Source organism: Bradyrhizobium sp. SPXBL-04, from assembly GCF_051853035.1.
Lineage (GTDB): Bacteria > Pseudomonadota > Alphaproteobacteria > Rhizobiales > Xanthobacteraceae > Bradyrhizobium > Bradyrhizobium zhanjiangense.
In genome coordinates this window covers 6,592,832-6,617,360 of record NZ_CP182472.1, presented here as the reverse complement: position 1 = coordinate 6,617,360, position 24,529 = coordinate 6,592,832, and the positions used below count along the sequence as shown (strand labels likewise).

The 24,529-nt window shown below is 60.4% G+C and carries 24 protein-coding genes and 2 pseudogenes; 9 read left to right on the top strand and 17 right to left on the bottom strand.

Translation table 11 applies throughout. The annotated features are described in order from the left end of the window. Positions 1–179: 179 nt before the first annotated feature. From ACNJX8_RS31825 to ACNJX8_RS31805, 5 genes are all read right to left on the bottom strand, one after another. Positions 180–1,025 carry a carbohydrate ABC transporter permease gene (locus ACNJX8_RS31825; RefSeq protein ID WP_128935607.1) on the bottom strand — a complete coding sequence of 282 codons (846 nt, stop codon included), beginning with the start codon at positions 1,023–1,025 and terminating at the stop codon, positions 180–182. A 1-nt stretch (position 1,026) separates the two neighbouring features. Continuing rightward, positions 1,027–1,956: a carbohydrate ABC transporter permease gene (locus ACNJX8_RS31820; protein ID WP_439358025.1), complete on the bottom strand. Its 930-nt coding sequence runs from the start codon at positions 1,954–1,956 to the stop codon at positions 1,027–1,029. 15 nt (positions 1,957–1,971) lie between these two features. After that, a complete protein-coding gene (locus tag ACNJX8_RS31815; RefSeq protein WP_439358024.1) occupies positions 1,972–3,000 on the bottom strand; it encodes an ABC transporter ATP-binding protein in 1,029 nt (342 codons plus the stop codon). 129 nt (positions 3,001–3,129) lie between these two features. Continuing rightward, a complete protein-coding gene (locus tag ACNJX8_RS31810; RefSeq protein WP_439358023.1) occupies positions 3,130–4,473 on the bottom strand; it encodes an ABC transporter substrate-binding protein in 1,344 nt (447 codons plus the stop codon). Between the two features lie 222 nt (positions 4,474–4,695). Further along, positions 4,696–5,493, bottom strand: a complete 798-nt coding sequence (locus ACNJX8_RS31805) for a Crp/Fnr family transcriptional regulator (RefSeq protein WP_249760239.1) — start codon at positions 5,491–5,493, stop codon at positions 4,696–4,698. A 690-nt stretch (positions 5,494–6,183) separates the two neighbouring features. Between ACNJX8_RS31805 and ACNJX8_RS31800 the strand changes: the two genes are divergently transcribed. The 3 genes from ACNJX8_RS31800 (at position 6,184) to ACNJX8_RS31790 (ending at position 8,196) form a co-directional block, all read left to right on the top strand. Next, entirely contained in the window at positions 6,184–7,275 is a 1,092-nt protein-coding gene (locus tag ACNJX8_RS31800) for a TRAP transporter substrate-binding protein (RefSeq protein WP_128938342.1), read from the top strand. Positions 7,276–7,545: 270 nt separating this feature from the next. Then, positions 7,546–7,767: a hypothetical protein gene (locus ACNJX8_RS31795; RefSeq protein WP_128935602.1), complete on the top strand. Its 222-nt coding sequence runs from the start codon at positions 7,546–7,548 to the stop codon at positions 7,765–7,767. A gap of 6 nt (positions 7,768–7,773) precedes the next feature. Next, positions 7,774–8,196: a hypothetical protein gene (locus ACNJX8_RS31790; RefSeq protein WP_128935601.1), complete on the top strand. Its 423-nt coding sequence runs from the start codon at positions 7,774–7,776 to the stop codon at positions 8,194–8,196. Here ACNJX8_RS31790 and ACNJX8_RS31785 read toward each other — a convergent pair. Both ACNJX8_RS31785 and ACNJX8_RS31780 read right to left on the bottom strand, forming a co-directional pair. Beyond that, positions 8,192–8,398 (bottom strand): annotated as a pseudogene (locus tag ACNJX8_RS31785) (adenylate/guanylate cyclase domain-containing protein); the annotation flags it as partial. The gene ACNJX8_RS31790 and the pseudogene ACNJX8_RS31785 overlap by 5 nt on opposite strands. 227 nt (positions 8,399–8,625) lie before the next feature. Then, positions 8,626–8,991, bottom strand: a pseudogene (locus tag ACNJX8_RS31780) (ABC transporter substrate-binding protein); the annotation flags it as partial. Positions 8,992–9,195: 204 nt separating this feature from the next. Here ACNJX8_RS31780 and ACNJX8_RS31775 point away from each other — a divergent pair. The 5 genes from ACNJX8_RS31775 to ACNJX8_RS31755 all read left to right on the top strand — a co-directional run bounded on the left by ACNJX8_RS31775 (position 9,196) and on the right by ACNJX8_RS31755 (position 13,760). Then, positions 9,196–9,330, top strand: coding sequence for a hypothetical protein (locus tag ACNJX8_RS31775; RefSeq protein WP_439358022.1), 135 nt, complete (start codon positions 9,196–9,198; stop codon positions 9,328–9,330). A 90-nt stretch (positions 9,331–9,420) separates the two neighbouring features. Continuing rightward, positions 9,421–10,737: an ABC transporter substrate-binding protein gene (locus ACNJX8_RS31770; RefSeq protein ID WP_128935600.1), complete on the top strand. Its 1,317-nt coding sequence runs from the start codon at positions 9,421–9,423 to the stop codon at positions 10,735–10,737. 64 nt (positions 10,738–10,801) lie between these two features. Next, positions 10,802–11,737: a carbohydrate ABC transporter permease gene (locus tag ACNJX8_RS31765; RefSeq protein WP_439358021.1), complete on the top strand. Its 936-nt coding sequence runs from the start codon at positions 10,802–10,804 to the stop codon at positions 11,735–11,737. 3 nt (positions 11,738–11,740) lie between these two features. Next, the gene (locus ACNJX8_RS31760; RefSeq protein WP_091894290.1) at positions 11,741–12,592 is read left to right on the top strand and encodes a carbohydrate ABC transporter permease; all 852 of its coding nucleotides are present in this window, start codon (positions 11,741–11,743) and stop codon (positions 12,590–12,592) included. 76 nt (positions 12,593–12,668) lie between these two features. Further along, entirely contained in the window at positions 12,669–13,760 is a 1,092-nt protein-coding gene (locus ACNJX8_RS31755; RefSeq protein ID WP_128935598.1) for an ABC transporter ATP-binding protein, read from the top strand. Between the two features lie 299 nt (positions 13,761–14,059). On the opposite strand, the gene ACNJX8_RS31750 is transcribed toward ACNJX8_RS31755, so the two are convergent. The 10 genes from ACNJX8_RS31750 to ACNJX8_RS31705 form a co-directional block, all read right to left on the bottom strand. Further along, on the bottom strand, positions 14,060–14,278 hold the full coding sequence (locus ACNJX8_RS31750) for a DUF2158 domain-containing protein (RefSeq protein ID WP_439362003.1): 219 nt from the start codon (positions 14,276–14,278) through the stop codon (positions 14,060–14,062). Between the two features lie 66 nt (positions 14,279–14,344). Continuing rightward, entirely contained in the window at positions 14,345–17,710 is a 3,366-nt protein-coding gene (locus ACNJX8_RS31745) for an adenylate/guanylate cyclase domain-containing protein (protein WP_439358020.1), read from the bottom strand. Positions 17,711–17,829: 119 nt separating this feature from the next. After that, a complete protein-coding gene (locus tag ACNJX8_RS31740) occupies positions 17,830–18,732 on the bottom strand; it encodes a hypothetical protein (protein ID WP_439358019.1) in 903 nt (300 codons plus the stop codon). Between the two features lie 118 nt (positions 18,733–18,850). Then, positions 18,851–19,252: a hypothetical protein gene (locus ACNJX8_RS31735; protein ID WP_128935595.1), complete on the bottom strand. Its 402-nt coding sequence runs from the start codon at positions 19,250–19,252 to the stop codon at positions 18,851–18,853. 654 nt (positions 19,253–19,906) lie between these two features. Continuing rightward, entirely contained in the window at positions 19,907–20,125 is a 219-nt protein-coding gene (locus ACNJX8_RS31730; RefSeq protein ID WP_128935594.1) for a YodC family protein, read from the bottom strand. A 308-nt stretch (positions 20,126–20,433) separates the two neighbouring features. Beyond that, positions 20,434–21,177 (bottom strand): HAD family hydrolase, encoded by a 744-nt coding sequence (locus ACNJX8_RS31725; protein WP_439358018.1) that lies wholly within the window; start codon positions 21,175–21,177, stop codon positions 20,434–20,436. Continuing rightward, positions 21,168–22,055, bottom strand: coding sequence for an oxygen-dependent coproporphyrinogen oxidase (gene hemF, locus ACNJX8_RS31720; protein WP_439358017.1), 888 nt, complete (start codon positions 22,053–22,055; stop codon positions 21,168–21,170). The genes ACNJX8_RS31725 and hemF overlap by 10 nt, the downstream gene beginning before the upstream one ends. Positions 22,056–22,183: 128 nt before the next feature. Continuing rightward, positions 22,184–22,549 (bottom strand): 6-pyruvoyl trahydropterin synthase family protein, encoded by a 366-nt coding sequence (locus ACNJX8_RS31715; protein WP_128935592.1) that lies wholly within the window; start codon positions 22,547–22,549, stop codon positions 22,184–22,186. Between the two features lie 16 nt (positions 22,550–22,565). Further along, entirely contained in the window at positions 22,566–23,198 is a 633-nt protein-coding gene (queE, locus tag ACNJX8_RS31710; RefSeq protein WP_128935591.1) for a 7-carboxy-7-deazaguanine synthase, read from the bottom strand. A gap of 10 nt (positions 23,199–23,208) precedes the next feature. After that, entirely contained in the window at positions 23,209–23,676 is a 468-nt protein-coding gene (locus ACNJX8_RS31705) for a tRNA (cytidine(34)-2'-O)-methyltransferase (RefSeq protein WP_439362002.1), read from the bottom strand. A gap of 278 nt (positions 23,677–23,954) precedes the next feature. Between ACNJX8_RS31705 and petA the strand changes: the two genes are divergently transcribed. Continuing rightward, positions 23,955–24,485 (top strand): ubiquinol-cytochrome c reductase iron-sulfur subunit, encoded by a 531-nt coding sequence (gene petA, locus ACNJX8_RS31700; protein ID WP_011085272.1) that lies wholly within the window; start codon positions 23,955–23,957, stop codon positions 24,483–24,485. Positions 24,486–24,529: the final 44 nt, after the last annotated feature.

Sequence of the window (24,529 nt, the reverse complement as noted above, 5' to 3'; positions counted from 1 at the left end):
CAGACTGTCCGAACGCCCATTCTCTTTGAGCCGACACATCGCCATCGTCGGATGATGTCCGAACAGTGGATGCGACTCTTTGTGTTCTCGCGGCATCCGGCTACGGCGGCCGAGGCGCGGGTCCAAGAAGGCGGCGCACAGGAGCCTAGTTCACCCCCTTGCCAGAAGCAGCACGATGGCTATTTGACAGCGCCCCCGGTGATGCCGGCGATGAAGCGATCGAGGAAGATATTGTAGGCGATGGCTACGGGGATGGCGGCAATCAAAGCGCCCGCCATGATCTCGCCCCAGAAGAACACGTCGCCCCGGATCAGGTCGGTCGAGACGCCCAGCGTGATCGGCTTTTGGTCGGACGACGAGATGAAGGTCAGCGCGTAGACGAATTCCTGCAAGGTCAGGGTGAACGTAAAGATCACAACCGTCAGGATCGCCGGCACCGACAGCGGGATCGCCATCTTGATGAAGGCGCCAAACAGGCTGCAGCCGTCGACGATTGCGGCTTCCTCGATCTCGACCGGGAGCGCCTTGAAGAACCCCATCAGCAGCCAGGAGCAGAACGGGATCGTGAAGGTCGGGTAGACCAGCACCAGCGACCACATCGAGTTTTGCAGTCCGAGTTCGGCGATGATTCGGGACAGCGGCAGGAACAACAAAGTCGGTGGCACCAGGTAGGTCAGGAAAATCATGATTCCGAGCGCTTCGCCCTTGCGACTGGTCATGCGGGCCAGGCTGTAACCGGCCGGAACCGCGGTGACCAGGGTGATCGCGGTAACGCAGACGCCGACGATCAGCGAGTTCAACAGCCAGCGCGCGAACAGGGTTTCCTCGAACAGGTACTTGATGTGCTCCAGCGTCGGCGGCTCGTTGAACCAGAACGGGATGTTGGTGACGTTGTAAAGGTCACTGTTCTGCTTGAACGCCGTGATCACCATCCAATAGAACGGAAACGCGGCCAGGATAACGAAGAATGCGACGCCGAGGAAAAACCCGGTTCCGCGGAGCGAGCGAACAAAAGGCTCCGACATGTCAAATCTCCCGGCGACGAATAAAGCGAAGCATGAAGATCACCACGACTAGCAGCACCGGCAGCATGAACAGCGAGATCGCGGCGCCGTGCGCCACGTCGCCGGAAACAATACCGGTCTGAAAGCCTTCAAAGCCCAGCACCGAGGTTGCGCCACCGGGGCCGCCCTGGGTCAGCAGGAAGACGATGGAAAGATCAGTGAACGTGAACACGATGCCGAAGATCAGGCCGATGGCCATGATCGGCAGGATCATCGGCAGGATGATCTGGTAGTTGCGGCGCCAAAAGCCTGCACCATCGACCGTCGCGGCGTCGATCACGTCCTGCGGAACCGCAGTGATGCCGGCGAGGAAAATCACGATGGCAAATGGAAAGAAGCGCCAAGCGTTGATAATGACAATGCACAGCATCGCAAGGTACGGATTGCCGAGCCAGTTCGGCGCCTCTTCGCGAGTAAGGATGCCAGCCGCAATCAGGGTCCAGTTGATCACGCTGTAGAGCGAATCGAACATCCACTGCCAGGCGATCGTGGCGAGCGCGACCGGTACCGCAAAAGGCAGGATGATTAGCGCTCGCACGATCTTGCGGCCGGGGAAGGGCTGCAACAGCAGGAAGGCGCCGAACTTTCCGAGCATGAGGCCGAGCAATTGCGACCCGAATGTAAAGATGAAGGTGTTGCGCAACGTGTCGAGGAAATTCGGATTTTGCAGGATCTGCTCGAAGTTCGCCAGGCCGACGAACTTCCAGGTTGGGTTGTAGATGGTATAGGCGCTGAGCGAGTAATAGACCGCGAGCAGGAGCGGCAGGCCGACCAATAGCAAGACGTAGAGGATCGCCGGCGCGACCAAGACCGTTTCAAGCGCTTCGCGCCGGTCCAGGATGAAGCGAAAGCGTGAAATCGGCTTGGCAACAGGCTCTGCGATGACGGCCATCGGCGAATCCCCGGTTCAGTGGCGAGTGCGACGATTGCCGTTGGCGTCGAAATGGCGCAGCGCGCTGTTCTTCACGGCGAACGGATGCCACTCTCCTGGCCGAATGCTTCCTTCGGCGACGTGGGCTGGCGGCAACTTCGCCGTGATCGGCTGCTTCGAGTCAAAGCCATCCACCACGCCGTAAACAATGCGCTCGGACCCGAGATATTCCGAACGGTCGACGCGAAACAAAAATTCGGTCGCGCCTCCGTCTTCAATCATGTCCCTGGGCAAGAAATTCTCCGGCCGGAATCCGAGATAGCCGCCGCCATTGCGGGTGACGATGTTCATCGGCGGCGCGCCGACAAAGGTTGCGACAAAAAGGTCGGCAGGATCTTCATAGATATCGGTTGGCGTTCCCACTTGCCGAACCCTTCCATGATCGATCACCGCGATACGGTCGCCCATGCCCATCGCTTCGATCTGGTCGTGGGTCACGTAAATGGTGGTGAGGCCAACGCGCTGCTGAAAGTTCTTGATCTCCTGGCGGGCCGAGGTACGGAGTTTGGCATCCAGATTGGACAGCGGCTCGTCGAGCAGAAGCGCGGTCGGTTCGCGAACGAGCGCGCGCGCAAGCGCCACACGCTGGCGCTCGCCGCCTGAGAGCTGGCGTGGCCGCCGGTCGAGAAGATGGCCGATGCCGAGCAACTGCGAGGCCCACTCGACCTTGTTTTGGATGTCCTGGGAGGGCATGCGCTGCGTGCGCAGCGGAAAGGCAATGTTATTACGTACCGTGTAGTGCGGATAAAGGCCGTAGCTCTGGAACATCATCGCAATGCCGCGGGCGCGGGGCGGGATGTCGTTGACGACATTGCCGCCGATCAGGAGGTCGCCGCTGGTCTGTTGCTCGAGGCCGCAGATGATGCGGAGGAACGTCGTCTTGCCGCAGCCCGAGGGGCCGAGCAGCACCATGAACTCGCCATCCGGCACCCTCAGCGAGATGCCGTTGACGGCGTTAATCTCGCCGAACTTCTTGACGATATCCCTGGTCAATACGGCTGCCATCGATCCTCCCGGAGCTCATGCGGCGCTCTGCTGCCAATCGCTGGGCAGGGCGCCAATCGTGTTTGCCAATGAGCTGCAACGTGGCCGGCTGCCGGAGCGCGCAAAGGAGGGCTGCGTCCGGACACGGCTTCAAGCTTTCTCGTGCCACTTCTTGAAAATGGCATCAGACTGTTGGTGCGCCCATTTGACCGAGTCCTCGGCGGACATCTGACCGCTCGCCGCCTTTGCCATCATGTCGCAGATAACGAAGTCGTTATAGACCTCGTCGACGGCGGGCCAGGACGGCCCGGGATATCCCGGGGAGGCCGACCACTGCTCGGACTCCTGTAGCACCGCTAATTTGTCTGATGGCGTCGAAGTCGGATCGTTCGAGAGGATCGGCATCGGCTTCGGCACCAGATTGGCGAAGCAGGGGTTATTGTAGCCTTCGCTCGCCTTGAACGCCTCCGGCCAATGATCGGCGTAGTATTTGAGGAACTCGATTGCGCCTTCCTTGTTCTTGGCGAACTTCCAGATGCCGTAGAATTCGGAAGCGCCGCCCATGATCTGGCGTACCGGCCCCTTTGGCGGAGCCATCACGAAGGTGTCGTCGGCGCCCTTCTTGTTTGCCTTCTGGAACGTGCGATAGGCGGAGATCGGATTGACGATCAGCGAGCCGATGCCCGAAACGAGATAGCGATTGTTGCTGGAGTCGTCCCACGACAGCACTTCGGACGTCATCGCCTCCTTGTACAGCGCGGTGACGAACTTGACGGCTTCGATCGTCTCCTTGCTGTTGAGCACGACGTTCTTGCCTTCGGTGTCCTGAAGTGCACCGCCAAAGCTCCACAGCAGGCCGCGCCAGGTCGTGTTCGGGTCGTTGCTGTGTCCGAGCGAAATGCCGACCGGATGGCCCTTGGCTTTCAGCTTGGCGCCGCCGATACGCACGTTGTCCCACGTGTCCGGCTGCATCCCGATCTCGTCCCACATGCTCTTGCGGTACATGGCGGGGAAGTTGATGTAAAAATCGGGGAAAGCTGACCAAGTCTTATCGTCCTGGTTGTATCCGATCTGGCGGCCGATCCTGCTGACCTTGCCGTACTTCTTCTCGGTTGCCTCGACGAGGCTTGTCACGTCGACGAGGAATTTGCGGTAGAGGTGCGCCCCGCCTGCGCCGTTCCATCCGAACAGATCGTGACCTGACTGAGCGGAGGCTTCGGCGGCCGCGCGCGCGGCGACGTTGGCGACCGGGATGTGGTCGACGGTGACGTCGAGGTTATTTTTCGTGCCCCAATCCTTTGCGAACTGATCGAACCATTTGTCGTATTCCGGAACGAAATGGCTCCACTGTACGATGGAGACGGATTTGGTGTCGGCAAGCGCACGGGAAACGAATGGGGCAGCAAGGGACGGCACCGAAGCGGCGGCGAGGATAAGACCAGTTTGTGTCAGGAAACGACGTCGCGTGACGCGCAAAAAATTGCCCGTGCTCATCTGGACTCCTCCTGCGGATATCGCCAGTTGGAGAAAGGCTCATCCAGATGAGGGATCAGTCTAGCTCCGCCCTGGATCTTGTTATCGCTGGCGTCACTATAGCTTTGAGGCCCGGACCGGCCTTTCTACTAAAGCCGGTCAGTCGGTACGCTGCCGTACAAAGATTGACAGCGGACGAAGTCGCGCGGCGCTGGCCGGAAGCAAGCTGTTTGGATGGCTGCGTCAGACGCAGCAAAGGCAGGCGCGCATAAGGTCGGCGTCCGCGGAAATGCGGTGCTCGTGCAGGCCGCTGCGATTTAGGTACCGGTATTCCGACGCTATGATCTGATAGCATTCGCATGTTCTAAGCTCGAGGGCCGCGTGATCGCACACGTCGATGCCACCTCGCTGCCTGATGAGCCCGCCGGACTGTTCCAGTTCCGCAAGCGTTGTCGTGATGCTGGCGCGTCGCACGCCGAGGATGACCGACAGCATATCGTGCGTCACGGGGATGATCCGGTCGTCCAGACGGTCGGCTGCGAGCAGCAGCCAGCGGCTCAGCCGTTCCTCCAGGCTGTGGCGGGCGCTGCAAAGCGTTGTCTGGGCATTCTGGACCAACAGCGCGTGGATATAGCTGAACAGCTGCTGCTGGATGTCCGGGGATCTGTGCGCGGCCCTGCTTAGGTCCGGCACCGCGATGCGCAATGCATAACCGGGGACCGACATTAGGCAGCGATTGGGTGAGCGCTGCATACCGAGCGCCGCCGCCACTCCGACAAAACCGAGCCGTCCAACCATGGCGATTCCGACTGGACCATCACGCTGCGTTCGCACCAGCAGCGAGGCGACGCCGCGTTCGATGAAGTAGATATGCTCGATGGGATGGTGGTAGTCCTGAAGAATTGCCCGGCGCTTGAGCGCAACGGGCTGCAGGAAGGGACGAAGCTGCTCAAAGGACGCCGGCGCAAGACCGCCCAGCAGACGGTTTTGAACCCGCACCGTCTGTTCGCGGTCGCCACCACCCAGCGTACCTTTGAACACTATCCCATGGGGCTATCCCCTGGATGCATCTCGATCCGGCCTTGTTCCGCCGGCATTGGGGCTTCCTCCTCGCGAAGCTACTCCCTCTTCGACCTGGAGTCACCGGCACCCGACAATCCAGCGACGGCAGGTCAAAGGCGCCTTCAACTCCCCAACGAATAGGCTGTTAGCTGGCGGCCCAATCTCTTCACTCGGGCATCAGAGGCAATTTGATTTCGGTCATCGAGCTCTACACCGACTTCGCTTATTGGCCCGATGCTGCCTAGCTCGATGCGCGTCCAAGCGGCGGCCGTCGAGTAGACAGGAAGCGGCTTGCACCGGTCCAGACCGCCGGTTTTGACCCGAAGCGGTCCTGGACCTTCGCTCGCCATCTCGCCTGACGACGCAAGCCGAAGTGATGTCATTTATTGCGTCGCTTCGCGCCGTCAGTGGTTCAGGCGGGCGGGGTTCGTCGGCGCAAGATTGCCGCAATGCAGCGTGGCCGCTTCCCAATCCATCCGGTCCTATTCGACTTGCAGGTGGTGGCTGTCCGCATCTCCTGCGCATCCCTATGTCTGATATAATTGATATCTGCCGGGTTCATCCAAGAAAGGCCCGCATGAAAACTTGATCCCCGGAGGAGCACTGCCGTCGAAATCGTCGCGGGCCGGCGGTTCTATTCAATGTGCAATCATCCACAGGGGAAACGCCATGAAACGTCGTCAATTTCTAAGTACGGCAGGCGCCGGCCTCGCCGCGTCTGCCGCCGTTGTTGCGCCAGCCATCGCCCAGTCGATGCCTGAACTAAAGTGGCGCTGCACCACGAGTTGGCCGAAGTCGCTGGATGTGCCTTTCGGTGCATCAGAGACGATCGCGAAATATGTTGCGGAAGCTACCGACAACAAGTTTCAAATTCAGCCCTTCGCAGGCGGCGAGATCGTGCCTGCCTTGCAGGCTGTCGATGCAGTAAGCAATGCAACGGTCGAAATGTGCCACACCGCCGCCTATTATTTCATCGGCAAGGATCCGACCTTCGCACTCTATTGCTCGGTACCGTTCGGCCTGAACTCGCGCCAGCAGAATGCATGGTTTCAGGATCACGGCGGTCAGGACATGCTCAACGAGTTCGGCAAGAAGTACAACATATACGGTATTGCGGGCGGCAATACCGGCACTCAGATGGGCGGCTGGTTCCGCAAGGAGATCAACAGCGTCGAAGATCTCAGCGGATTGAAGATGCGGATCGGCGGTTGGGCGGGCAAGACCCTTTCAAAGCTCGGCGTGGTTCCGCAGCAGATCGCAGGCGGCGACATTTATCCCGCATTGGAAAAAGGCACGATCGACGCAACCGAATGGGTCGGTCCCTATGACGACGAGAAGCTCGGCTTCTACAAGGTCGCGAGGTACTACTATTATCCGGGCTGGTGGGAAGGTGGCACGGCGCTGCATTTCTTCATCAACCTGGACAAGTGGAACGCCCTGCCAAAGGCTTACAAGTCGCTCCTCGCTCTGGCCTGCGGCTATGCCAACATGGACGTTCAGGCGCGCTATGATGCTCGCAATCCGGCGGCCATCAAACGGCTCGTCGCCAACGGGACACTTCTGCGTCCATTCAGCCAGGCGGTGATGGAAGCGTGCCTAAAGGCTTCGAACGAGGTCAATGCGGAAACCTCCGCGTCCAACCCTGATTTCAAGAAGATCTACGATTCGCAAGTGGACTTTCGAAACGACGAGAATCTCTGGTGGCAGATCGCGGAGTATTCATATGAAACATTCATGATCCGCATGCGTTCAAAGGGCTGAACGAGCCGCGCGCGGGCCCTGCGGGATACTCTTCGACCTGTCTTATCAGCTTCAGCCGGAAGGAAGCCGGCCGTCGCGGTCCGATGGCGGGCCGACGACAGCATTCGCGCTGACCGCGTCGATGGCGGCACGTTTCCAGAACTCGGTTGTCTTCTGCGGTCAGCAGCAGATCGCTCTTCGGATTGAAGTGGTCTTGTCTTGAAAGTTCGTCACGTTGGTCGGATACTGGATAGGATCCCTTGGGCCATTATCAATCCGAGGAGGACGATCATGGCGATTCAGATCGTGATGGACCGCACCGGCGACAGCCATCACCCTTTCAACCCCCGCGACCTGCAGGAAGTGGCGAAGGCGGAGCAGCGGTTCTATGAACTGACGAATGCCGGCTTCACCGCCGCGGTCCGGACGGGTCCCGGTCAGATCTCGCAGATCCGATCGTTCGACCCCAGTGCGGATGAAACCCTCTTTTTCCCCAGATTGATCGGCGGCTAGCCGCTCATGTTCGGCTTTCGGCCGTCCGCGTCGGGCGTCCGCTCCCGCACGAGAGCGGCGCGAATGCTCTTCATCAGGCACGGCGCCGAGCGCACACCAGAGGGGCGGTCGCTGCTGCTCTTGCGGCGTTGGCTATCGCCCGCGCAGTGGGAGCAGTTCGCAAGGAGGGGCTACTTCGAGGTTGTCGGAAGCGAAAGTGGGAAGCGGTACCGGATCCACGCCGGGACGTCGGTGAACGTGTGCGAGATTGACGAAAGAGGCCGCGTGCGGGAGGGGCTGTGCTTCATGCCGATCGGCGCGCTGCCGATCGGAGATGTCATGCTTGCCCAGAAGATTGCGTTGGAAACATGCGAGGGCAAGGCGCGCGCCGTGGCCAGGAGGTTCACGCCGAGCACTTTCCAGTTCAGACAAGCCCGACCTCTCGGTTGACGCCATCGCCAAAGATGTCGTGCGGCTCGACGATTACGTCGCCGATATTGACGCCGACGCGGAAAGCAAGGCGCCTGTCTTCAGCGTCTCCGACTGTAAGTTCATGAATGCGGGTCTGGAATTGCACCGCAGCCCGTACTGCTTCAACCGCGATCGGAAACTCCGCCAAGAACCCGTCGCCAATATTTTTGACGACGTGGCCGCGGGACCATTCCAGTTGTTGTCTTGAAATGTCAGCCGCACTGACCGATGCCTGCTTCGGTTGGGTGAACAAACATTTCGAAGACGTGCTGCTGATGTCGCCGAAGGGCCGCTAAGACGAAGATCACGGTCGCGCTCGGCATGTCAGCAGTTGAGGCCAGACCGGACATGCCGAGAACCCGCCCCAATCGAACGTCTGCTCGTTGGACAACGACGTGACCCGCGACTTCACATGCGCAAGTAGTCTTCAACCTCGCCCTCAGCCCAGGCGAGCGTCTTCTCTAGCGGCTCGCCCTGCATGTGGCGGACTGTCATCTGGGTCATGAGGCCCCAGGAATAGATCTGCACTGCGATCTTGAGCGGTGTTGGCTGCGCGGCAATCGATAGGATCTGGTGGTCGTAGGGATTCGGGTAGTGGTAGAGCGTGCCCTTCGGCGGTCCTTGGTCGGCCCAGGTCTTGAGCGTCGTCAGGTTGTCGAAGGCCCGAAGGTCGTGGCCTCCGCTCGCGGCCACCATCCTTTCGATTGCCTTCGGCTGCGACAGGTGCGCCAGCAGGCTCTTTGCCGTCGGCTTGCTCTTGGTGAAGGACCAAAGCTAGCACTTGATTTCCTGCTGCGACGGGCGACAATGACGTCACGCCAGCTTCCGGTACTGAACTTCATATAAGACGGGGAAAACCCGCTTGGCCACGGCAATACCGTCGCTGCGCGGGAGGGACCGTTATGACGGTGCGGTTCATGCTGCAGCGCCGACACGATCCGGGCCGCCGGGCGTATCGCCGCTACGATTGGGAACGACGTGGTCGCGCCGCTGCTCTGCGAAGAATTCACCATGTTTCGCGGCGAACTCGCCACCACGGCGCTGCAAGTGGAACACCTACAAAAGATCATCGAGCCAACGTATTGCGCAGGCGACGGCGTGGGCATGCGTTGAGCCACGGAGGCGCGATAGGCTGAAAGGGAGTCCAAGCCGGCGTAAGACCGGCCGAAGGGCATCAGCTCAGACACACAGAGGGAGGGATGCATGACGACGGTAACCCGACGTAACGTCCTCAAGGGCGGTGCCGCGGTTGTGGGCGGCATGGCCGGCATCTTGGCGACCGGCAGGGCGCCCGCCTATGCGCAAGCCACCACGGTGCACTGGCTGCGCTGGACCGACTTCGTTCCGGCGTCAGATCAGCTTCTGCGCAACGAGATCGCCAAGGAGGGCGAGAAGGCGCTCGGCATAAAGCTCAATATCGAGACCATCAACGCCAACGATATCCAGGCCCGCGTCACCTCGGCTATCCAGTCGGGGTCAGGCCCGGACGTCGTCTGTGTCCTCAACAATTGGGGGCAACTTTACGGCGAGAGCGTCGCGGATGTCAGCGACCTCGCTGAGGCACTCGGCAAGAGCCAGGGCGGCTTCTACGAAACATCCCGCGCGGTCGCCAATGACGGAAAAAAATGGATCGCAGTGCCGTGGTGCATCGTCGGCCTGCAGATCGCATACCGAAAGTCCTGGTTTGCCGAGATCGGCTACACGGATGGAAAATTTCCCCAGACTTGGGAAGAGTATCGCGAGGCCGGCAAGAAGCTGAAGGCAAAGGGACGGCCGATCGGCCAAACGCTGGGTCACACGTTCGGCGATGCGCCCGCCTTCGCTTACCCCTATCTGTGGTCCTGGGGCGGCAAAGAGGTCGAAGCAGACGGCAAGACCGTTGTGCTGAATAGCCCAGCGACAGTCGAGTCGGTAAAGTTCATGGTGGCCTTCTGGAAGGACGCCCACGATGAAGGCGGGCTCGCCTGGGACGATTCCAACAACAACCGCGCTTTTCTGTCCGGGACGTGCAGCGCCACGCTCAATGGCGCCTCGATCTACATCGAGGCTCTGCGTAAGCCGGATACCTACAAGACGGAGGCAGGCGGGCAATTGAAGGACGACATCCTGCACGCCGCGCTGCCCAAGGGCCCCGGCGGGCAGTTCAGCTATCACGTCCCGTTCTCGAACCTCCTGATGGGGTATTCGAAGAACCAGGATGCGGCGAAGAAATTCCTTGGCTGGATTCACTCCAAGGACGTCTACGACAAGTGGTTCGTCTCCCAGAAGGGCTTCTCGGTCGGCCCGACCACGGATTGGGAAAAGCACAAGCTGTGGGGCGACGATCCGATCATGCTGCCCTACAAGCAAGCGGCGCGCACAGGGCGCTTCGCTGGCTACCAAGGCCCCTCTACGCGCAAGGCAGCCGAGGTCGTTACCAAGTACATCATCATTGATATGTACGCAAAGGCCGTCCAAGGCATGCCCGCCGAGGATGCCGTGAAGTGGGCAGAGGCTGAGCTCAAGAAGGTCTACGTCTGAGGTTAAGCCGTCCCTCTCCCATTTTCGTGGGGGAAGGGAATCTTCCGGCCGACGAGGATCGAACATGGCGATAAGCGCGGTTTCCGCCACCACGCTCCGCGAGGCGCCCCCTCCGCGGCGACAGCGGTTGCTCGAGGACGAGCGCTGGTTGGCATTCGTGCTGCTGGTGCCGACCATCGCGCTGCTCGGCATGTTCATTGCCTATCCCTTCATTCGAGGGATATTGCTGTCGGTCACTAACTCGCGCGTCGGTATGCCCGGCGACTTCGTTGGCCTCGCTAACTTCTACAAGATCTTCAATGACGGAATCTTTCGCGCCTCCGTTTACAACACCTTCCTCTATACGGGCGTGACCACCGTCTTCAAGCTGGCGCTCGGGCTGTGGCTGGCCATGCTGCTCAACCGTAATTTCCGCGGCAAGGCCTTTACCCGTGCTTTCATCCTGCTGCCTTTCATTATCCCGACCGTGCTCTCGACTTTCGCCTGGAAGTGGATGTTCGACCCGACGTTCAGCGTTCTCAATTGGCTCCTCTACCATTTCGGCTTGATCACCGGTCGGATCAATTGGCTGGGCGATCCGGACCTCGCCATGATCTCGATTATCATCGTCAACATCTGGCGCGGGGTGCCGTTCTTTGCCATCAGCCTGCTCGCAGGCTTGCAGACCATCAGTCCCGAACTCAACGAGGCCGCCGCCATCGACGGCGCCAAGCCGTGGCAGCGGTTCTGGCACATCACCTGGCCGCTGCTGCTGCCCGTGACCATGGTCGTGGTGCTGTTCTCAGTGATTCAGACGTTCGCCGACTTCCAGATCGTCTATGTGATGACGGGCGGCGGACCAGCCAACGCAACGCACCTGTTTGCCACCTACGCCTATCAGATTGGTATCGGCACCGGCCTCTTGAGCGAGGGCGCCGCAATATCGCTCGCAATGTTTCCGGTCCTGTTTCTGGTCGTCATCATCCAACTTCTCTACATCCGCCGCGTGGAGGTCCGCTGAGCCATGATCGAAGGCGCAAGGTGGCGAAAGTGGATGTTCTTCTACGTCCCCATGGCGCTGTTCCTGCTTTTCCTGCTGTTCCCGTTCTACTGGATGGTGATCACTTCGGTGCGGCCGGACGGCGAGCTTTACCGGCCTTGGAATTCGATCAACTACAATCCGTTCTGGACTTGGAAACCGACCTGGGACCATGTCAGGTACTTGTTCGAGGAAACGCTGTTCGCATCGTGGCTGTGGAACACGACGTTCATCGCGCTCGCGTCAACCGCTATCTCGCTCGTGTGCGGCGTGTTCGCCGGCTATGCTCTGTCGCGGCTGAACTTTCCATTTGCCGGCAGCCTGGGCACCGGCATCTTCATTACTTATCTGGTACCGCAAACGCTGCTGTTCATTCCGCTGGCAGAGATCATACGCAACTATCGGCTGGGTGACACGCCTTGGTCACTGATTCTGACCTATCCGACCTTTCTTATTCCGTTCTGCACCTGGCTCATGATGGGCTACTTCAAGGCGGTACCCAAGGAGCTCGAGGAATGCGCGCGCATTGATGGCGCCTCGCGCTGGCAGGCTATGCTCTACATCGTCATCCCGGTGGCGATCCCGGGCATCCTCTCGGCCGGCATCTTCGCTTTCACGCTGTCGTGGAACGAGTTCATCTATGCGCTTGTCTTCCTGTCCTCGCCTGAGCAGAAGACTGTGCCGGTCGGTGTCACATCGGAGCTGATCCGTGGCGATGTATTCTACTGGGGACCGCTGATGGCTGGGGCCCTGCTTGGATCGATACCGGTTGCTATCGCCTATTCGTTTTTCGTCGAGCACTACGTCGCAGGATTGACCGGATCGGTGAAGGGCTGACAGCACGACGGATCATAGGGATTCGAAGGCGCGAATCCAGATTGCGCGTAGGTCGTTGGGAGGCAGGTGAAAGTGAATGGGCCAGGTCGTCCTCAAGGGGATCAACAAGTTCTTTGACAGCGTGCACGCTGTCAAAGACGTCAATCTGCAGATCCGCGATAAAGAGTTCGTGGTGTTCGTCGGCCCCTCCGGCTGTGGCAAGACGACGACGCTCAGGATGATCGCCGGGCTTGAAGCGATCAGTTCCGGCGACATTTCCATCGACGGCAACGTGGTCAATGAATTGGCGCCCATGGACCGCGACATCGCCATGGTGTTCCAGAACTACGCGCTGTACCCGCACATGAGCGTGTACGACAACATGGCGTTCGGCCTGAAGATGCGCAAATTCGAAAAGTCCGAGATAGACAAGCGCGTGCTGGAGGCGGCTGACATCCTCGGCATCGGCGAACTGCTAAAGCGCAGGCCACGCCAGCTCTCAGGCGGCCAGCGCCAGCGCGTGGCGTTAGGCCGTGCTATCGTGCGCCACCCTCGCGTGTTCCTGTTCGACGAGCCGCTGTCGAACCTCGATGCCAAGCTGCGGGTGCAGATGCGCGTTGAGCTGAAGAAGTTGCATCTGCGACTCGGCACTACAGCCATTTACGTTACTCATGATCAAGTCGAAGCCATGACGCTGGGTGACCGGGTCGTGGTCATGAAAGACGGCGTGGTGCAGCAGGTGGGGGAGCCGCTAGAGCTGTACAATCAGCCCGCCAACAAGTTTGTCGCCGGCTTCATCGGCTCCCCGGCCATGAATTTCGCCGCCGTTACGGTGACCGAGGCGAACGGATCGCTGATCGCCGAGAACTCCGGCCTGCGCATCAAGCTACCGGACGAGACCGCGCAGCGGCTGCGCGGCCATATCGGACGCGAGGTCATGCTCGGCGTGCGGCCGGAGGACCTCACCGTGGCGGGTAGCGTTGATCTCGGCCACCCATGCTTCGATGCTGTGATTGAGGTGGTCGAGCAACTCGGCTCGGAAATCCTGCTCGATATGAAGGTCGGCGAGAGCATCATGGTGGCGAGCATCGAGCCGACCGCGAGGGTGAGGGTGGGCGATAAGCTGCGCGTTGCCATGCGGCCTTCCAGGCTTCACGTTTTCGACGCGCAGACCGAGGCGGCCATCTAACGCCGGCAGTTGGCCAATTCCGGTGGTGAGGGGAATTCGCTCAGGACTGGTGACCTCCCTGTCACCAGCTTCCATGACGCCCAGCGAGTGCGAAGGCTGTTGGCCTAACCATTCCCGAGCCCTTCTTGCAACGTGCTGGCGAGGGTGATGATGCCATTTGATGCGGCAGTACGGAGTCCGTTATTGGCTCTTCTGCGACTTCCAGCGATGTCCGCTATTGCGCTGCTATTGACAGTGAAGCGGACATCGGGCGCGCCGGAGCCGAGCACTCCGATCTGACCAGGCGCTGTGGTCTTCGCCTACTCATCGTCGTCTTCGTCCTCGTCGTCATCCTCGTCGTCTTCGTCGCTCTCGTCCTCTTCCACGCGCGCGAGTGTGGCCAGCGGCAGCGTCTCGTGGAACAAAGCGCCTCCCATGCCCATCCAGGGGCAGAGCACGTCGTTCTCCTTCACCTCCGCAACCGTCAGCGGCTGGCCGCCGGAGGGCGGCTCCGAGCTAACCTGGCGGACCAGCGCCATCATGTCCGCTCATGGCGGGTCGACGGGAAAGGGTCCGATTGGCTGTCACTTCTGCGAGAGGCAGGATTAATGCAGTGCGCATTGATCGCGCGCACGCTTGAGGTCAGCCGTTTCGGCTCCTTCGTCAAACCAATCGCAGATCGGTTCTAGCAGCGTGCGCGCCTCATCAATCCTTCCTTGGCTCCGCCAGAGTTCTGCGAGGCTTGTGGCGGCGCGCAACTCCAAGGACTTGGCGCCTTGACCACGCGCCACCTCAATGGATTTCCTAAGATGAGACTCGGCTTCGCCGACTTTCGATGGGTCGAGCGATAGGAGAATTTGGGCTTTTTGCCGGTGTAATTCCGACTCCCATGCCCTGCCCGTCACATCACCTATGCCGGCCAGGAGCCTTTCGACCAACGATAGTGCGCGTTCATTCTCGCCGGCCTTGGCGTCAATTTCGGCCAGCCAGCTATTCATCATTGGCATCATGAAACCGACACCGTTGCGCCGCGCCTCGTCGATTCCCAGTGCGATCTCGGATCGGGCCTCCTCAATTCGGCCAATCTCGCCGATGGCCCGGCCTCGCGAAATTCGCGATAGAATTACGTACAGCGAAAACCGCTGTTCTTGTGACATTTCGAAGCTGTTCTGGGCGCTCTCGAGAGCGCGAGCGGCGTCCCCGCGCAGAAGGTGCACGACAGAGGTCATGTAATGAGCGAACGCCACTGTGTACGGGTGAGCAAGATCCTGAGCCAGGGCCAACGCTTCCGACACGCGCGAAAGGGATCGATCGGGATAGCCGAGGAACCACAAGTCCCAGGACTGAAGCAGCAGTGAAGCCGCTTGAGGCTCCACCACGTAAAGGTGATAAAGGGGCTGTCTTCCTTCGCTGATCGAAAGCCTGATCGTCTCTTCGAAATGGTTCGCTGAGGATTGGAAGTCCCCGATTGTCAACAACGTGCTGCCCATCACTCTATGAGCCACCATCGCCGGCACGGGGCTAGACAAGTCTCGTGACCGCAGCAGAAACTCATCGGCCATGCTGAGCGCCTCATCGTTCCTTCCACCCATCCATGAGTGTCCCCACAACCCAAACAGGGCTTGGAAATATTCAGGGATGTCGCCGAGACGCAGGCATAAGGCGCTAGCTCTGGAAAACGCTTCGCGGGTTTCCGTGGAGGCATACCCTTTGACGGCGATAAGCGGTATTCCCAGCGCCAGCTGAACCTCGACCTCTTGTTTGGTCCGCTCGGGCGTTTCGGGCATCGTTTTCAGAAGCTGAAGCGCACTTCGAAAATTGGCAATCGCTTCGATGTTGGCGGAGTGCGCGAGCGCGCGCTGCCCGGACTTGAACCAATAACGGATAGCCGAATTGTGATTGCCTGCTTCCTGATGATGATACGCCACGACTTCGGTCTGATTTTCCGCAAGCTCCGGAAAGTCATGCTCCAGGACCATGGCGATCTCGGCGTGGATCTGCTGTCTTTTGCTCCTGAGCAAAGAATCGTAGATCGCATCACGCAGCAATACGTGTTTGAACGCGAAGCGGAGGGAAGGCGAAATGTCGACTCGATATATGATGTCAGCCTGTTCGAGCAGCGAGAGTGCTGACAGGATATTATCTTCGTCGAGTTGCGATACGGCCGACAACAGATCATAGGAGAACTCGCGCCCGATCACCGCCGCAATCATTGCAAGTTTGCGACTCGGCGCAACGCGGTCGAGCCGCTCCATCAATGCGTCACTCAGCGTGTCCGGAACCCTGAGCAATGCTGCTTGTGCCGTCCGCTCGGACGCACCTCGACCGAGTACAGGTGCGCTCAACATACTGTTTGTCAGTTCCTCGATGTATAGCGGGACGCCATCGGCCTTTTCGATAATTTGGTCCAGCAGCGGCTGAGGCATCCTCCCGCCCCTCAACAGACCTCCAATCATCGCCTTCACTTCCGTATGCGATAATCGAGTCAGCGAGTGCACGGTGATATTCGCATGAGTGATCCATGCAGGGCGGAACTCCGGTCGGCACGACACGATAAGCAGCACGCGGGCGTGGTCGATCCGGCTGATAATCAGGTCAAGCAGCTCAACCGTCGACGGATCCAGCCAGTGTGCATCCTCAAAGATGCAGAGCGTGGGCCCTTGGACGGAGAACCCCAACAGCATATCGACAAGCGTAGTTATGGTTCTGTTCTTTATTTGCTGCGGGGTCAGGGGAGACAATTGGAGGTGATCCTGCACTGGGATGGATAACAGCCTGGCGACCAGCAGGACCGGCTCGGCGGAATTATCGGGAAGGTAAGCCCTGAGCTTGGCGAGCTTGTCTGCATCGGGCTCGCGCGGTGTTATTTGGGCCGAATGTTGGATCTGCTCGATGACGGGGAAGAACGCGCTCTGATTGTGGTAGGGCGAGCATTGATGATGCAGCAGAATATGCGGTTCCTGCTGAATATGCGATTTCAACTCGTGGAGCAGCCTCGACTTCCCGACTCCCGGAATACCCGAAAGGAGTATGACCTGGCCATCACGCTCCTTGACTTTCTGCCACCTGTCGAGCAGCAGGCTCAGTTCGCTTGAGCGTCCAATGAGCGGAGTAAGAGAGCCCGTATGCGCAGCCTCGAAGCGGCTAACCGTGCTTTTCGCCGCCAGCACGCGATACAAATGAAGGGGGTGAGTCACACCCTTGAGTTCGTGGATGCCGAGGTCCTGAAAATCAAAAGCGGCCGATATGAGACGCCTCGTCGTCTCTGAGATGAGTACCGTATCTGGAGCGGCAAGGGCCTGCAGGCGCGCCGCAATGTTCGGTGTCTCTCCCACCGCGTCCATCGACCAGCGGCCGCTATCTCCAATGTCACCGACAACAACCGGTCCAGAGCAAACACCTACTCGACAAGACAGAGTAACCGGACCTGAAATCTTCGTGACCCCGGACGCGATCTCCAGTGCGGCGTGAACGGCACGAATGGCGTCATCCTCATGAGCGGAGGGCCAGCCGAAAAATGCCATGACGCCATCGCCGAAATACCGGGCCACCTCGCCGCCATACCGCCCGATCGCGGTGCTGCATTCCTCCCGGTACGCGTCGATAAGTTTTTGGAGATCCTCAGGGTCAAGCTTCTCGGAGAGCTGTGTAGAAGCCACAAGGTCGCTGAACAGTACGGTAATCTGACGGAACTCAGGTTCGCGATGCTGCGCAATGGAGGGCGGCGCCACAGCGACTCTTGAACCCGCAGGCGTCTCGCCGCCGGGCTGGCGCGAAGCGGTCAATGCTTCAATCGCCCTAAGCAGCTTCTTGCGGTGACCTAAGGAAGAAACTCCAATTTGCTTGAGATCGTTTTCCGTCAAATCCGGAAGGAGGGAATATTCGATGTTGTTTTCCGCGAAGGCTTGGGCGTACTGGCCTAGACCGTGTCTGACCAGCCACTCGGCTAAGTCGGTGTTTGTCCTCGTCATCGAAGAGGCCCTCCTCTTACCGCCGTAGGACCCCTTATACTATCTCACGACGGGGACGCCGGAACAGTGCGTGGTTGCGCTCAGGCCCAGCAAACCGCGATGACGTCGCGCTGTTCCGCTCAAGCCGCGGGACGAGCGCTGCAATCCTCGTCTTTTGAAGGCCCTGAACTGAGACAGTATGGGAGCGCTTCTCCGATCGCCTGTCGAAGCTCGTCGACCATCTCGGCTTCGGATTTATGGAGTTCGTGATTATAGCCTTCCGCCATGATCAGTGCCGATTCATACGTCTCCTGAACGACTGCGATACGGTCACTCGCAGGAAGAGACGCGACGAAGTCGATGGTGTCTTTGACGTGCGTGGCCTCACTTCCGAGAGAGCTATGGCTTCTGAGAAAGCGGGTCGCGTCGACGCCATCCGGACACAGCGCCTGGACCTTCTCGACGTCGCCCTTCTGCTTGAGCGCGGCGATGCGCTCCAGGCAGTAGGAGTACCCTATGCAGCCGATCGGGTAGTCCTGCGAGCAAAGGTCATCGAAGCGCTTGCAGAGCGGCTTGATCCCGTGCGGGATGAAATTGGTGACGAGTCGCTCGGCCGGCAAACCGAGCGCACGCAGGTCCTTGAGCGCGAGGCGATCGTGACCAGACTCCTCGCGCGCCCGTTCTTCAAGGTAGGCCGCGACCTCGGGCCTGCCCAGTTCCTCGAAGCGGCTGGCCGCGCGCCGCAGATTTCGAGGCGTATCGACAGACGTGTGATAGGCGCCGACCAGGGCCACAACATAGCCCGCGAGCGTCTGGTCCGGACGTGCGAGGCGTTCTTCAATCGCGGCAAATCCGAGATTGATCGCGCCGTCGAGCAGCCCGATCGCGCTGCCCGCCGTACCCACGCCCGTCATCGGCGTCGCGAATGGATCTACGTTCCCTTTCGTCCCACCCGTGGTGTGGAACCAGACCTGTCCGGAGTCGCGAGCAATGATCGAAATATCACCCGTGACGTTGACCCACTCCGTCCTCAACCGCTCCATTAGAAACCTCCCAACCTGCAGTGCTCAGCACGGACCGTCTGTCTGCCGTTGCCACTTCGGACACGCGCTTCAAACTGGAGACGGATCGCGCCTCCCCTCGAACCGAACGGTAACAGCGCTAGATTCCGTTGGGCGTACAAGACATCAGCAAGCGAGCCGTTTCCAGAAGAGACTGGCCGGGTCGAGGGGTCACGCGGCCTCTGTTCGGCAGCACAAAGACGACTTCATCGGGGTCTTGCATGATGTAGTGACCATCGTGCTCTTCTTCCGTGATGATGACCGCGCGGTTCAGATAGATACCTCGCGCCGCGAGCGCGACTTTGGCTCGGTTCGCGGCGGCGGCCGTCACGGTAGTGTTGTCCGCCTCACGTTCCAGCAGCGAATTTCGGAAATCGTCTTCGACCCACGCGTCGACGATCAACTGCGCGAGCGAATCGTTGGGGCTGAAGGAGAAGGTTGGAACCGTCACCTCTGTCGGAGCCGCCGCGCCTCTCAAAACGACATTCTTTTTAATGGCCATGATCAGCCTTCCCTAATTAAGCGGGCTCGGGATCTCGCCGTCCCGCACCATTTAAATGCATTATATTTTTTGCATTTTAATTGTATAACCTCAGGATGGCAAGTTAGAATAGCGGTCACGGCCGCATGATCATAAATTCATCGTGCCGCTCCGGGGGGACACCGGTGACGGTATTCGGATTGGCCAACTCCAAACAAATTGGATACGAAATTTAAATATCCAGCGCGCGCCTCTACCCGGCGTTGCAATTTAAATGTCTGCCGATTGCGGCACGCTTTGTTGCTTGAAAATCGGGAGTGCGTAGGCCCCGGCATCTCCAATCTTGCCCGCACTCAGAGGTTGGCCGAAAAAACTGGTCTAAGGCTTCGAGACGCGCGATGTACGAGCGGCAGCACAGGTCATCATTCTTTAGATTTCGAAGAGGAGGGCAGCGCATGGCCTCAAAAATTATCCAGCGCCTTGATCACGGTGTGAATCCAGCGACGACAAAGTCGGATAGGCTCAGGCCAATTTGCTGCCCGCATGAGTCCGGATTTGGCCCTTCTGCGACATTCAGCGATGTCCGCTATTGCGCGCTAGTGGCAGTGAAGCGGACATCGGGCGCGCCGGAGCCGAGCACTCCGATCTGACCAGGCGCTGTGGTCTTCGGTCTGCCTACTCCTCGTCGTCTTCGTCCTCGTCTTCATCCTCGTCGTCTTCGTCGCTCTCGTCCTCTTCCACGCGCGCGAGCGTGGCCAGCGGCAGCGTCTCGCGGAACAAATCGCCTTCCATGCCCATCCAGAGGCAGAGCACGTCGTTCTCCTTCACTTCCGCGACCGTCAGCGGCTGGCCGCCGGATTTCAGCATCACGACATCACCGGCTTTCACTTCCATGGATTGTCCTTTCGCGTTGATCGACCGGACGCGAAGCTAGCAATTTGTCATGACATCCGGAAAACGGGGGCGGTGGATGAGACCGCGCACTCCCATGCACGGAACGCTCAGGTGCCGGGGCCGCTGGCAAAGGGGGCCTTCATCGCAAGGCCCGCGACGATGCCATCATGCCCCTGTTTTGCCCGACGTGTCAAAAAGAATTTCGTAAAATCGAAAATCAGCTTGCGTTGCCGTAAGCCCTTGAATTTGCAGCAACGCCCTACTGTGCATGGGGTTGTTTTTCGATAATTTGTTGTCGCGCGCTTAGTTTACCCCGGCAGCAGCTCGGTCAGCGAGCGGATGATGCGGTCTGGCTTGACGATCGAGCCCTCGGGCAGGCCGTCGCCATGCACGTCGATCCAGATCGAATAGATGCCGAGGCGCTGCGGCGTCACGACTTCCCATTCCAGATTGTCGCCGATCATCCAGGTGTCTTTCGCGCTGACGCCGAGCGCCTCCATCGCGTGCAGATAGGCGCGCTCCTCGGGCTTGCCGAAGCCGTGCTCGCCTTCGATCTGGATGTGATGGAAGCGGTGCGCGAGCTCGAAGCGCTCGACCTTGGCGCGCTGGGTGTCGGCGGCGCCGTTGGTCACCAGAGCGAGCTTGATGCCGAGCGCCTTCAGCTGGTCGATTGCCTCATGCGCGCCGGGGAAGACGAACATCTCCTCCTCGCGATAGGCGGTGAAACGGTCGGCGATGCGGATGGCGAGATCGTCGGGCAGGGCGCGGTGGCCGGCGGCCGCGAGCGCGGCAAAGCCGCCCTTGACCGTGAGGTGGCGGGCTTCGGCGAGCTTCAGCCGCCATGCGGCTTCCGCGTTGGCCCAGAAGTTTCGCGCGAACGCCAGCACCGCGGTTGCGACCAGCTGTGGCGGCAGCGGCGCGAGTTCTTCGGCGAACTCGGCCGTGATCGTGTTCCACGCGATCTCGGGCCGGCCATAGGCCGACAGGATGGTGTCGTCCATGTCGATCAGCATGGCGCGAGGGAGTGGCGGCATGGCGAGGCTCATGGCCATTTCACTTCCGGCGGCAGCGACGACAGGATCGAATCCACATTGCCGCCGGTCTTGAGCCCGAAGATCGTGCCGCGGTCGTAGAGCAGGTTGAACTCGACATAGCGCCCGCGCCGGATCAATTGCTCTTCGCGGTCTTCAGCGGTCCAGCTTGTCGCGAAATTGCGCCGCACGATCTCAGGATAGATCATCAGGAAGGCGCGGCCGACATCCTGGGTGAAGGCGAGATCTGCGTCCCAGTCGCCGCTGTCATGCCAGTCGTAGAAGATGCCGCCGATGCCGCGCGCCTCTTTGCGGTGCGGCAGGTAGAAATATTCGTCGCACCACTTCCTGTACTTGTCATAGTCGGCGACACCGCTCGGCTGCGCGCAGGCCTCCCTCATCGCGGCGTGGAAGGCGATGCTGTCGGCATCGTCCTGCGTCCGCCTTCGGTCGAGCACCGGCGTGAGGTCGGCGCCGCCGCCGAACCAGGCTTTTGTGGTGACGACGAAGCGTGTGTTCATATGCACCGCGGGCACATGCGGATTGCGCAGATGCGCGATCAGCGAGATGCCGGAGGCCCAGAATTTTGGATCCTCCGCGGCACCGGGAATTTGGGCACGAAATTCAGGGGCGAATTCACCGTGAACGGTCGAGCAGTGCACGCCAACCTTCTCGAACAGGCGGCCATGCATCGTCGACATCACGCCGCCACCCCCGGCCGCGCCGGTATGATCGGTGCGCTGCCACGGCGTGCGCTTGAAGCGGCCGGCTTCGCCCGGATAGAGGCCTTGCGGCGCGTCGTCCTCCAGCCGCTCGAAGCTCGCGCAGATGTCGTCGCGCAAGGCTTCGAACCAGGCGCGGGCGCGGCCCTTGCGGTCTTCGATTGTTGAGGCGTCCATCTGCATTCCCGTCGTCAACCAAGCGGAGTGTGCCGTAGGGTGGGCAAAGGCGCCCTTGCGCCGTGCCCACCATCTTCACCGCGATTCCGAACGGTGGGCACGCTTGCGCTTTGCCGACCCTACGAATCTCACTCTTGCGGACCGTAATAGGTGCAGCTCTCGTTGCAACTGTCGCGGTGGATGCTGACGCGGGTGAGCTTGCCGATATGCGCCAGCCTGTCCCAGACGAAGCGCGAGAGGTTTTCCAGCGTCGGGGTGCCCAGCGCCTCGATCTTGTTGAGGTATTTGTGGTCCAGCATCAGGCGCACGTCCTCGATGGCGCGCTGAAGGAGCCCGAGGTCGACGACCATGCCGGTGTTGGGATCCGGCGTGCCGCGAACCGTTACCTCGGCGCGGAAGGAGTGGCCGTGGATCTCTTCGCTCGCCGCACCGAACGTCGTGCCCGACAAAGAGTGCGCCGCCTCGAAGCGGAACGATTTCGTCAATTCCCACATCTGTCCGTCAACAATCCTATCTGATGCCGAGCGATTTATGTGTCTGCACGCTCAACCGCCATTGCGGATGGCGCAGGCAATAGTCGATCGCACGCGCGGTGTTTTGGGCGACCTCGGGTCCGTCCATCGGCTGCAGCGAGAAACGCTCGAAGGCGAGGCCTTCGTAGGTCTCGGGCGCGGCGAGCGCCTGCGGATAGACCAGCTTCAGTTCGTGGCCGCGGCGTAGCACGAGTTCGCTGCCGCCCTTGGGGCTGACGCAGATCCAGTCGAGCCCCGCGGGGGCGGCAATCGTGCCGTTGGTCTCGACGCCGATCTCGAAGCCGCGGGCGTGCAGGGCGTCGATCAAGGCGGTATCGACCTGGAGCAGTGGCTCGCCGCCGGTGAGCACCACGTAGCGGTTGGCAGTGGATGCGGCCCATTGCGCGGCGATGGTGTCGGCGAGTTCCGCAGCCGAGGCGTAGCGGCCGCCGAGCGTGCCGTCGGTGCCGACGAAATCCGTGTCGCAGAACTTGCAGGTCGCCTCGCTGCGGTCCGCCTCGCGGCCGCTCCAGAGGTTGCAGCCGGCAAAACGGCAAAACACCGACGCGCGCCCGGCATGGGCGCCTTCGCCTTGCAGGGTCAGGAAGATTTCCTTGACCGCGTAACTCAACTCTCTCTCCTCAATCCTTTGGGCCTTCGGGGTTCCGGATCTGGCGCAGCGCCTCGCCGGCGGCCATCGCCGCGGTCATGGCCACATTGAGCGACCGCAGGCCGGCCCTGATCGGTATCACCAGCCGCGCATCCGCAGCCTCGAGCACCGCATCCGTGACGCCGGCGCTCTCGCGTCCGAATAGCAGGATGTCCGACGTCTGGTAACGGAAATCGCGGTAGTCGGTGGCACCTTTGGTGGTGAACAGCAACAGGCGGTAGCCTTGTTCCGCACGCCAGTCCTCGAATCTCGCCCAGGAGTCGTGCCGGGTGATGCTGACCTGGTCGAGGTAGTCCATTCCCGCCCGGCGGAACGAGCGGTCCGAGACGGGGAACCCTGCCGGTTCGATGATGTGAGCGGCCATGCCCAGACAGGCGCAGAGCCTGAGAATCGTGCCGGTGTTCTGGGGAATGTCGGGTTGGAAAAGCGCTATCTGCATGGGCTGTGGCGGGTTGGTTGCGGGGGCAAAATGTCTCAATAAAACATCGCATCCCCGGGAATTCGTGCATTGCACGCTCCCGCGCCGATAGCGGGCTTGCGCTCGCCCGGCAAGGGTGCCAATAGAACGATTCTGGACTGCTGTTTTCCCCGTTTTGGGCGTGAGCAAGCAAAGTTCTGCCGCCGCGGGGGGCCGCGGGCGCCGGCAGCCTTCTGGGGACCTCATGGGCGCCCCCCGGAGCGGTTCGACCGGTCGCATAAGAAGAAAGGGTTGGAATCGTGACGACAGCGTCTTCGGCGGACCATCCGACACGCCGTGATTTCTTATTCGTTGCAACGGGGGCAGCCGCTGCAGTAGGGGGCGCGGCCGCGCTCTGGCCCTTCATCTCGCAAATGAATCCGGATGCCTCGACCATCGCCGCCGGTGCGCCGATCGAGGTCGATCTTAGCCCGATCGCCGAGGGTCAGGACATCAAGGTGTTTTGGCGCGGCAAGCCGATCTACATCAGCCACCGCACCAAGAAGCAGATCGACGAAGCGCGCGCCGTCAACGTGGCGAGCCTGCCCGATCCGCAGTCCGACGAAGCCCGGGTCAAGTCCGGCCACGAGCAGTGGCTGGTCGTGATCGGCATTTGCACCCATCTCGGCTGCATCCCGATCGCTCATGAGGGCAATTACGACGGGTTCTTCTGCCCCTGCCATGGGTCGCAGTACGATTCGTCCGGCCGCATACGCCAGGGGCCTGCGCCCGCGAACCTGCCAGTGCCGCCGTACCAGTTCGTTTCCGACACCAAAATCCAGATCGGCTGAGCTTCGGACCCGCGTCCGAAGCTTCGCGCCGTCTCGTCGTACTA

Bases quoted from the DNA above. Each gene is read 5' to 3' on its own strand.
- ACNJX8_RS31825 (WP_128935607.1), bottom strand. From the start codon at position 1,025: ATGTCGGAGCCTTTTGTTCGCTCGCTCCGCGGAACCGGGTTTTTCCTC.
- ACNJX8_RS31820 (WP_439358025.1), bottom strand. From the start codon at position 1,956: ATGGCCGTCATCGCAGAGCCTGTTGCCAAGCCGATTTCACGCTTTCGC.
- ACNJX8_RS31815 (WP_439358024.1), bottom strand. From the start codon at position 3,000: ATGGCAGCCGTATTGACCAGGGATATCGTCAAGAAGTTCGGCGAGATT.
- ACNJX8_RS31810 (WP_439358023.1), bottom strand. From the start codon at position 4,473: ATGAGCACGGGCAATTTTTTGCGCGTCACGCGACGTCGTTTCCTGACA.
- ACNJX8_RS31800 (WP_128938342.1), top strand. From the start codon at position 6,184: ATGAAACGTCGTCAATTTCTAAGTACGGCAGGCGCCGGCCTCGCCGCG.
- ACNJX8_RS31795 (WP_128935602.1), top strand. From the start codon at position 7,546: ATGGCGATTCAGATCGTGATGGACCGCACCGGCGACAGCCATCACCCT.
- ACNJX8_RS31790 (WP_128935601.1), top strand. From the start codon at position 7,774: ATGTTCGGCTTTCGGCCGTCCGCGTCGGGCGTCCGCTCCCGCACGAGA.
- ACNJX8_RS31770 (WP_128935600.1), top strand. From the start codon at position 9,421: ATGACGACGGTAACCCGACGTAACGTCCTCAAGGGCGGTGCCGCGGTT.
- ACNJX8_RS31765 (WP_439358021.1), top strand. From the start codon at position 10,802: ATGGCGATAAGCGCGGTTTCCGCCACCACGCTCCGCGAGGCGCCCCCT.
- ACNJX8_RS31760 (WP_091894290.1), top strand. From the start codon at position 11,741: ATGATCGAAGGCGCAAGGTGGCGAAAGTGGATGTTCTTCTACGTCCCC.
- ACNJX8_RS31755 (WP_128935598.1), top strand. From the start codon at position 12,669: ATGGGCCAGGTCGTCCTCAAGGGGATCAACAAGTTCTTTGACAGCGTG.
- ACNJX8_RS31750 (WP_439362003.1), bottom strand. From the start codon at position 14,278: ATGGCGCTGGTCCGCCAGGTTAGCTCGGAGCCGCCCTCCGGCGGCCAG.
- ACNJX8_RS31745 (WP_439358020.1), bottom strand. From the start codon at position 17,710: ATGACGAGGACAAACACCGACTTAGCCGAGTGGCTGGTCAGACACGGT.
- ACNJX8_RS31740 (WP_439358019.1), bottom strand. From the start codon at position 18,732: ATGGAGCGGTTGAGGACGGAGTGGGTCAACGTCACGGGTGATATTTCG.
- ACNJX8_RS31735 (WP_128935595.1), bottom strand. From the start codon at position 19,252: ATGGCCATTAAAAAGAATGTCGTTTTGAGAGGCGCGGCGGCTCCGACA.
- ACNJX8_RS31730 (WP_128935594.1), bottom strand. From the start codon at position 20,125: ATGGAAGTGAAAGCCGGTGATGTCGTGATGCTGAAATCCGGCGGCCAG.
- ACNJX8_RS31725 (WP_439358018.1), bottom strand. From the start codon at position 21,177: ATGGCCATGAGCCTCGCCATGCCGCCACTCCCTCGCGCCATGCTGATC.
- hemF (WP_439358017.1), bottom strand. From the start codon at position 22,055: ATGGACGCCTCAACAATCGAAGACCGCAAGGGCCGCGCCCGCGCCTGG.
- ACNJX8_RS31715 (WP_128935592.1), bottom strand. From the start codon at position 22,549: ATGTGGGAATTGACGAAATCGTTCCGCTTCGAGGCGGCGCACTCTTTG.
- ACNJX8_RS31705 (WP_439362002.1), bottom strand. From the start codon at position 23,676: ATGCAGATAGCGCTTTTCCAACCCGACATTCCCCAGAACACCGGCACG.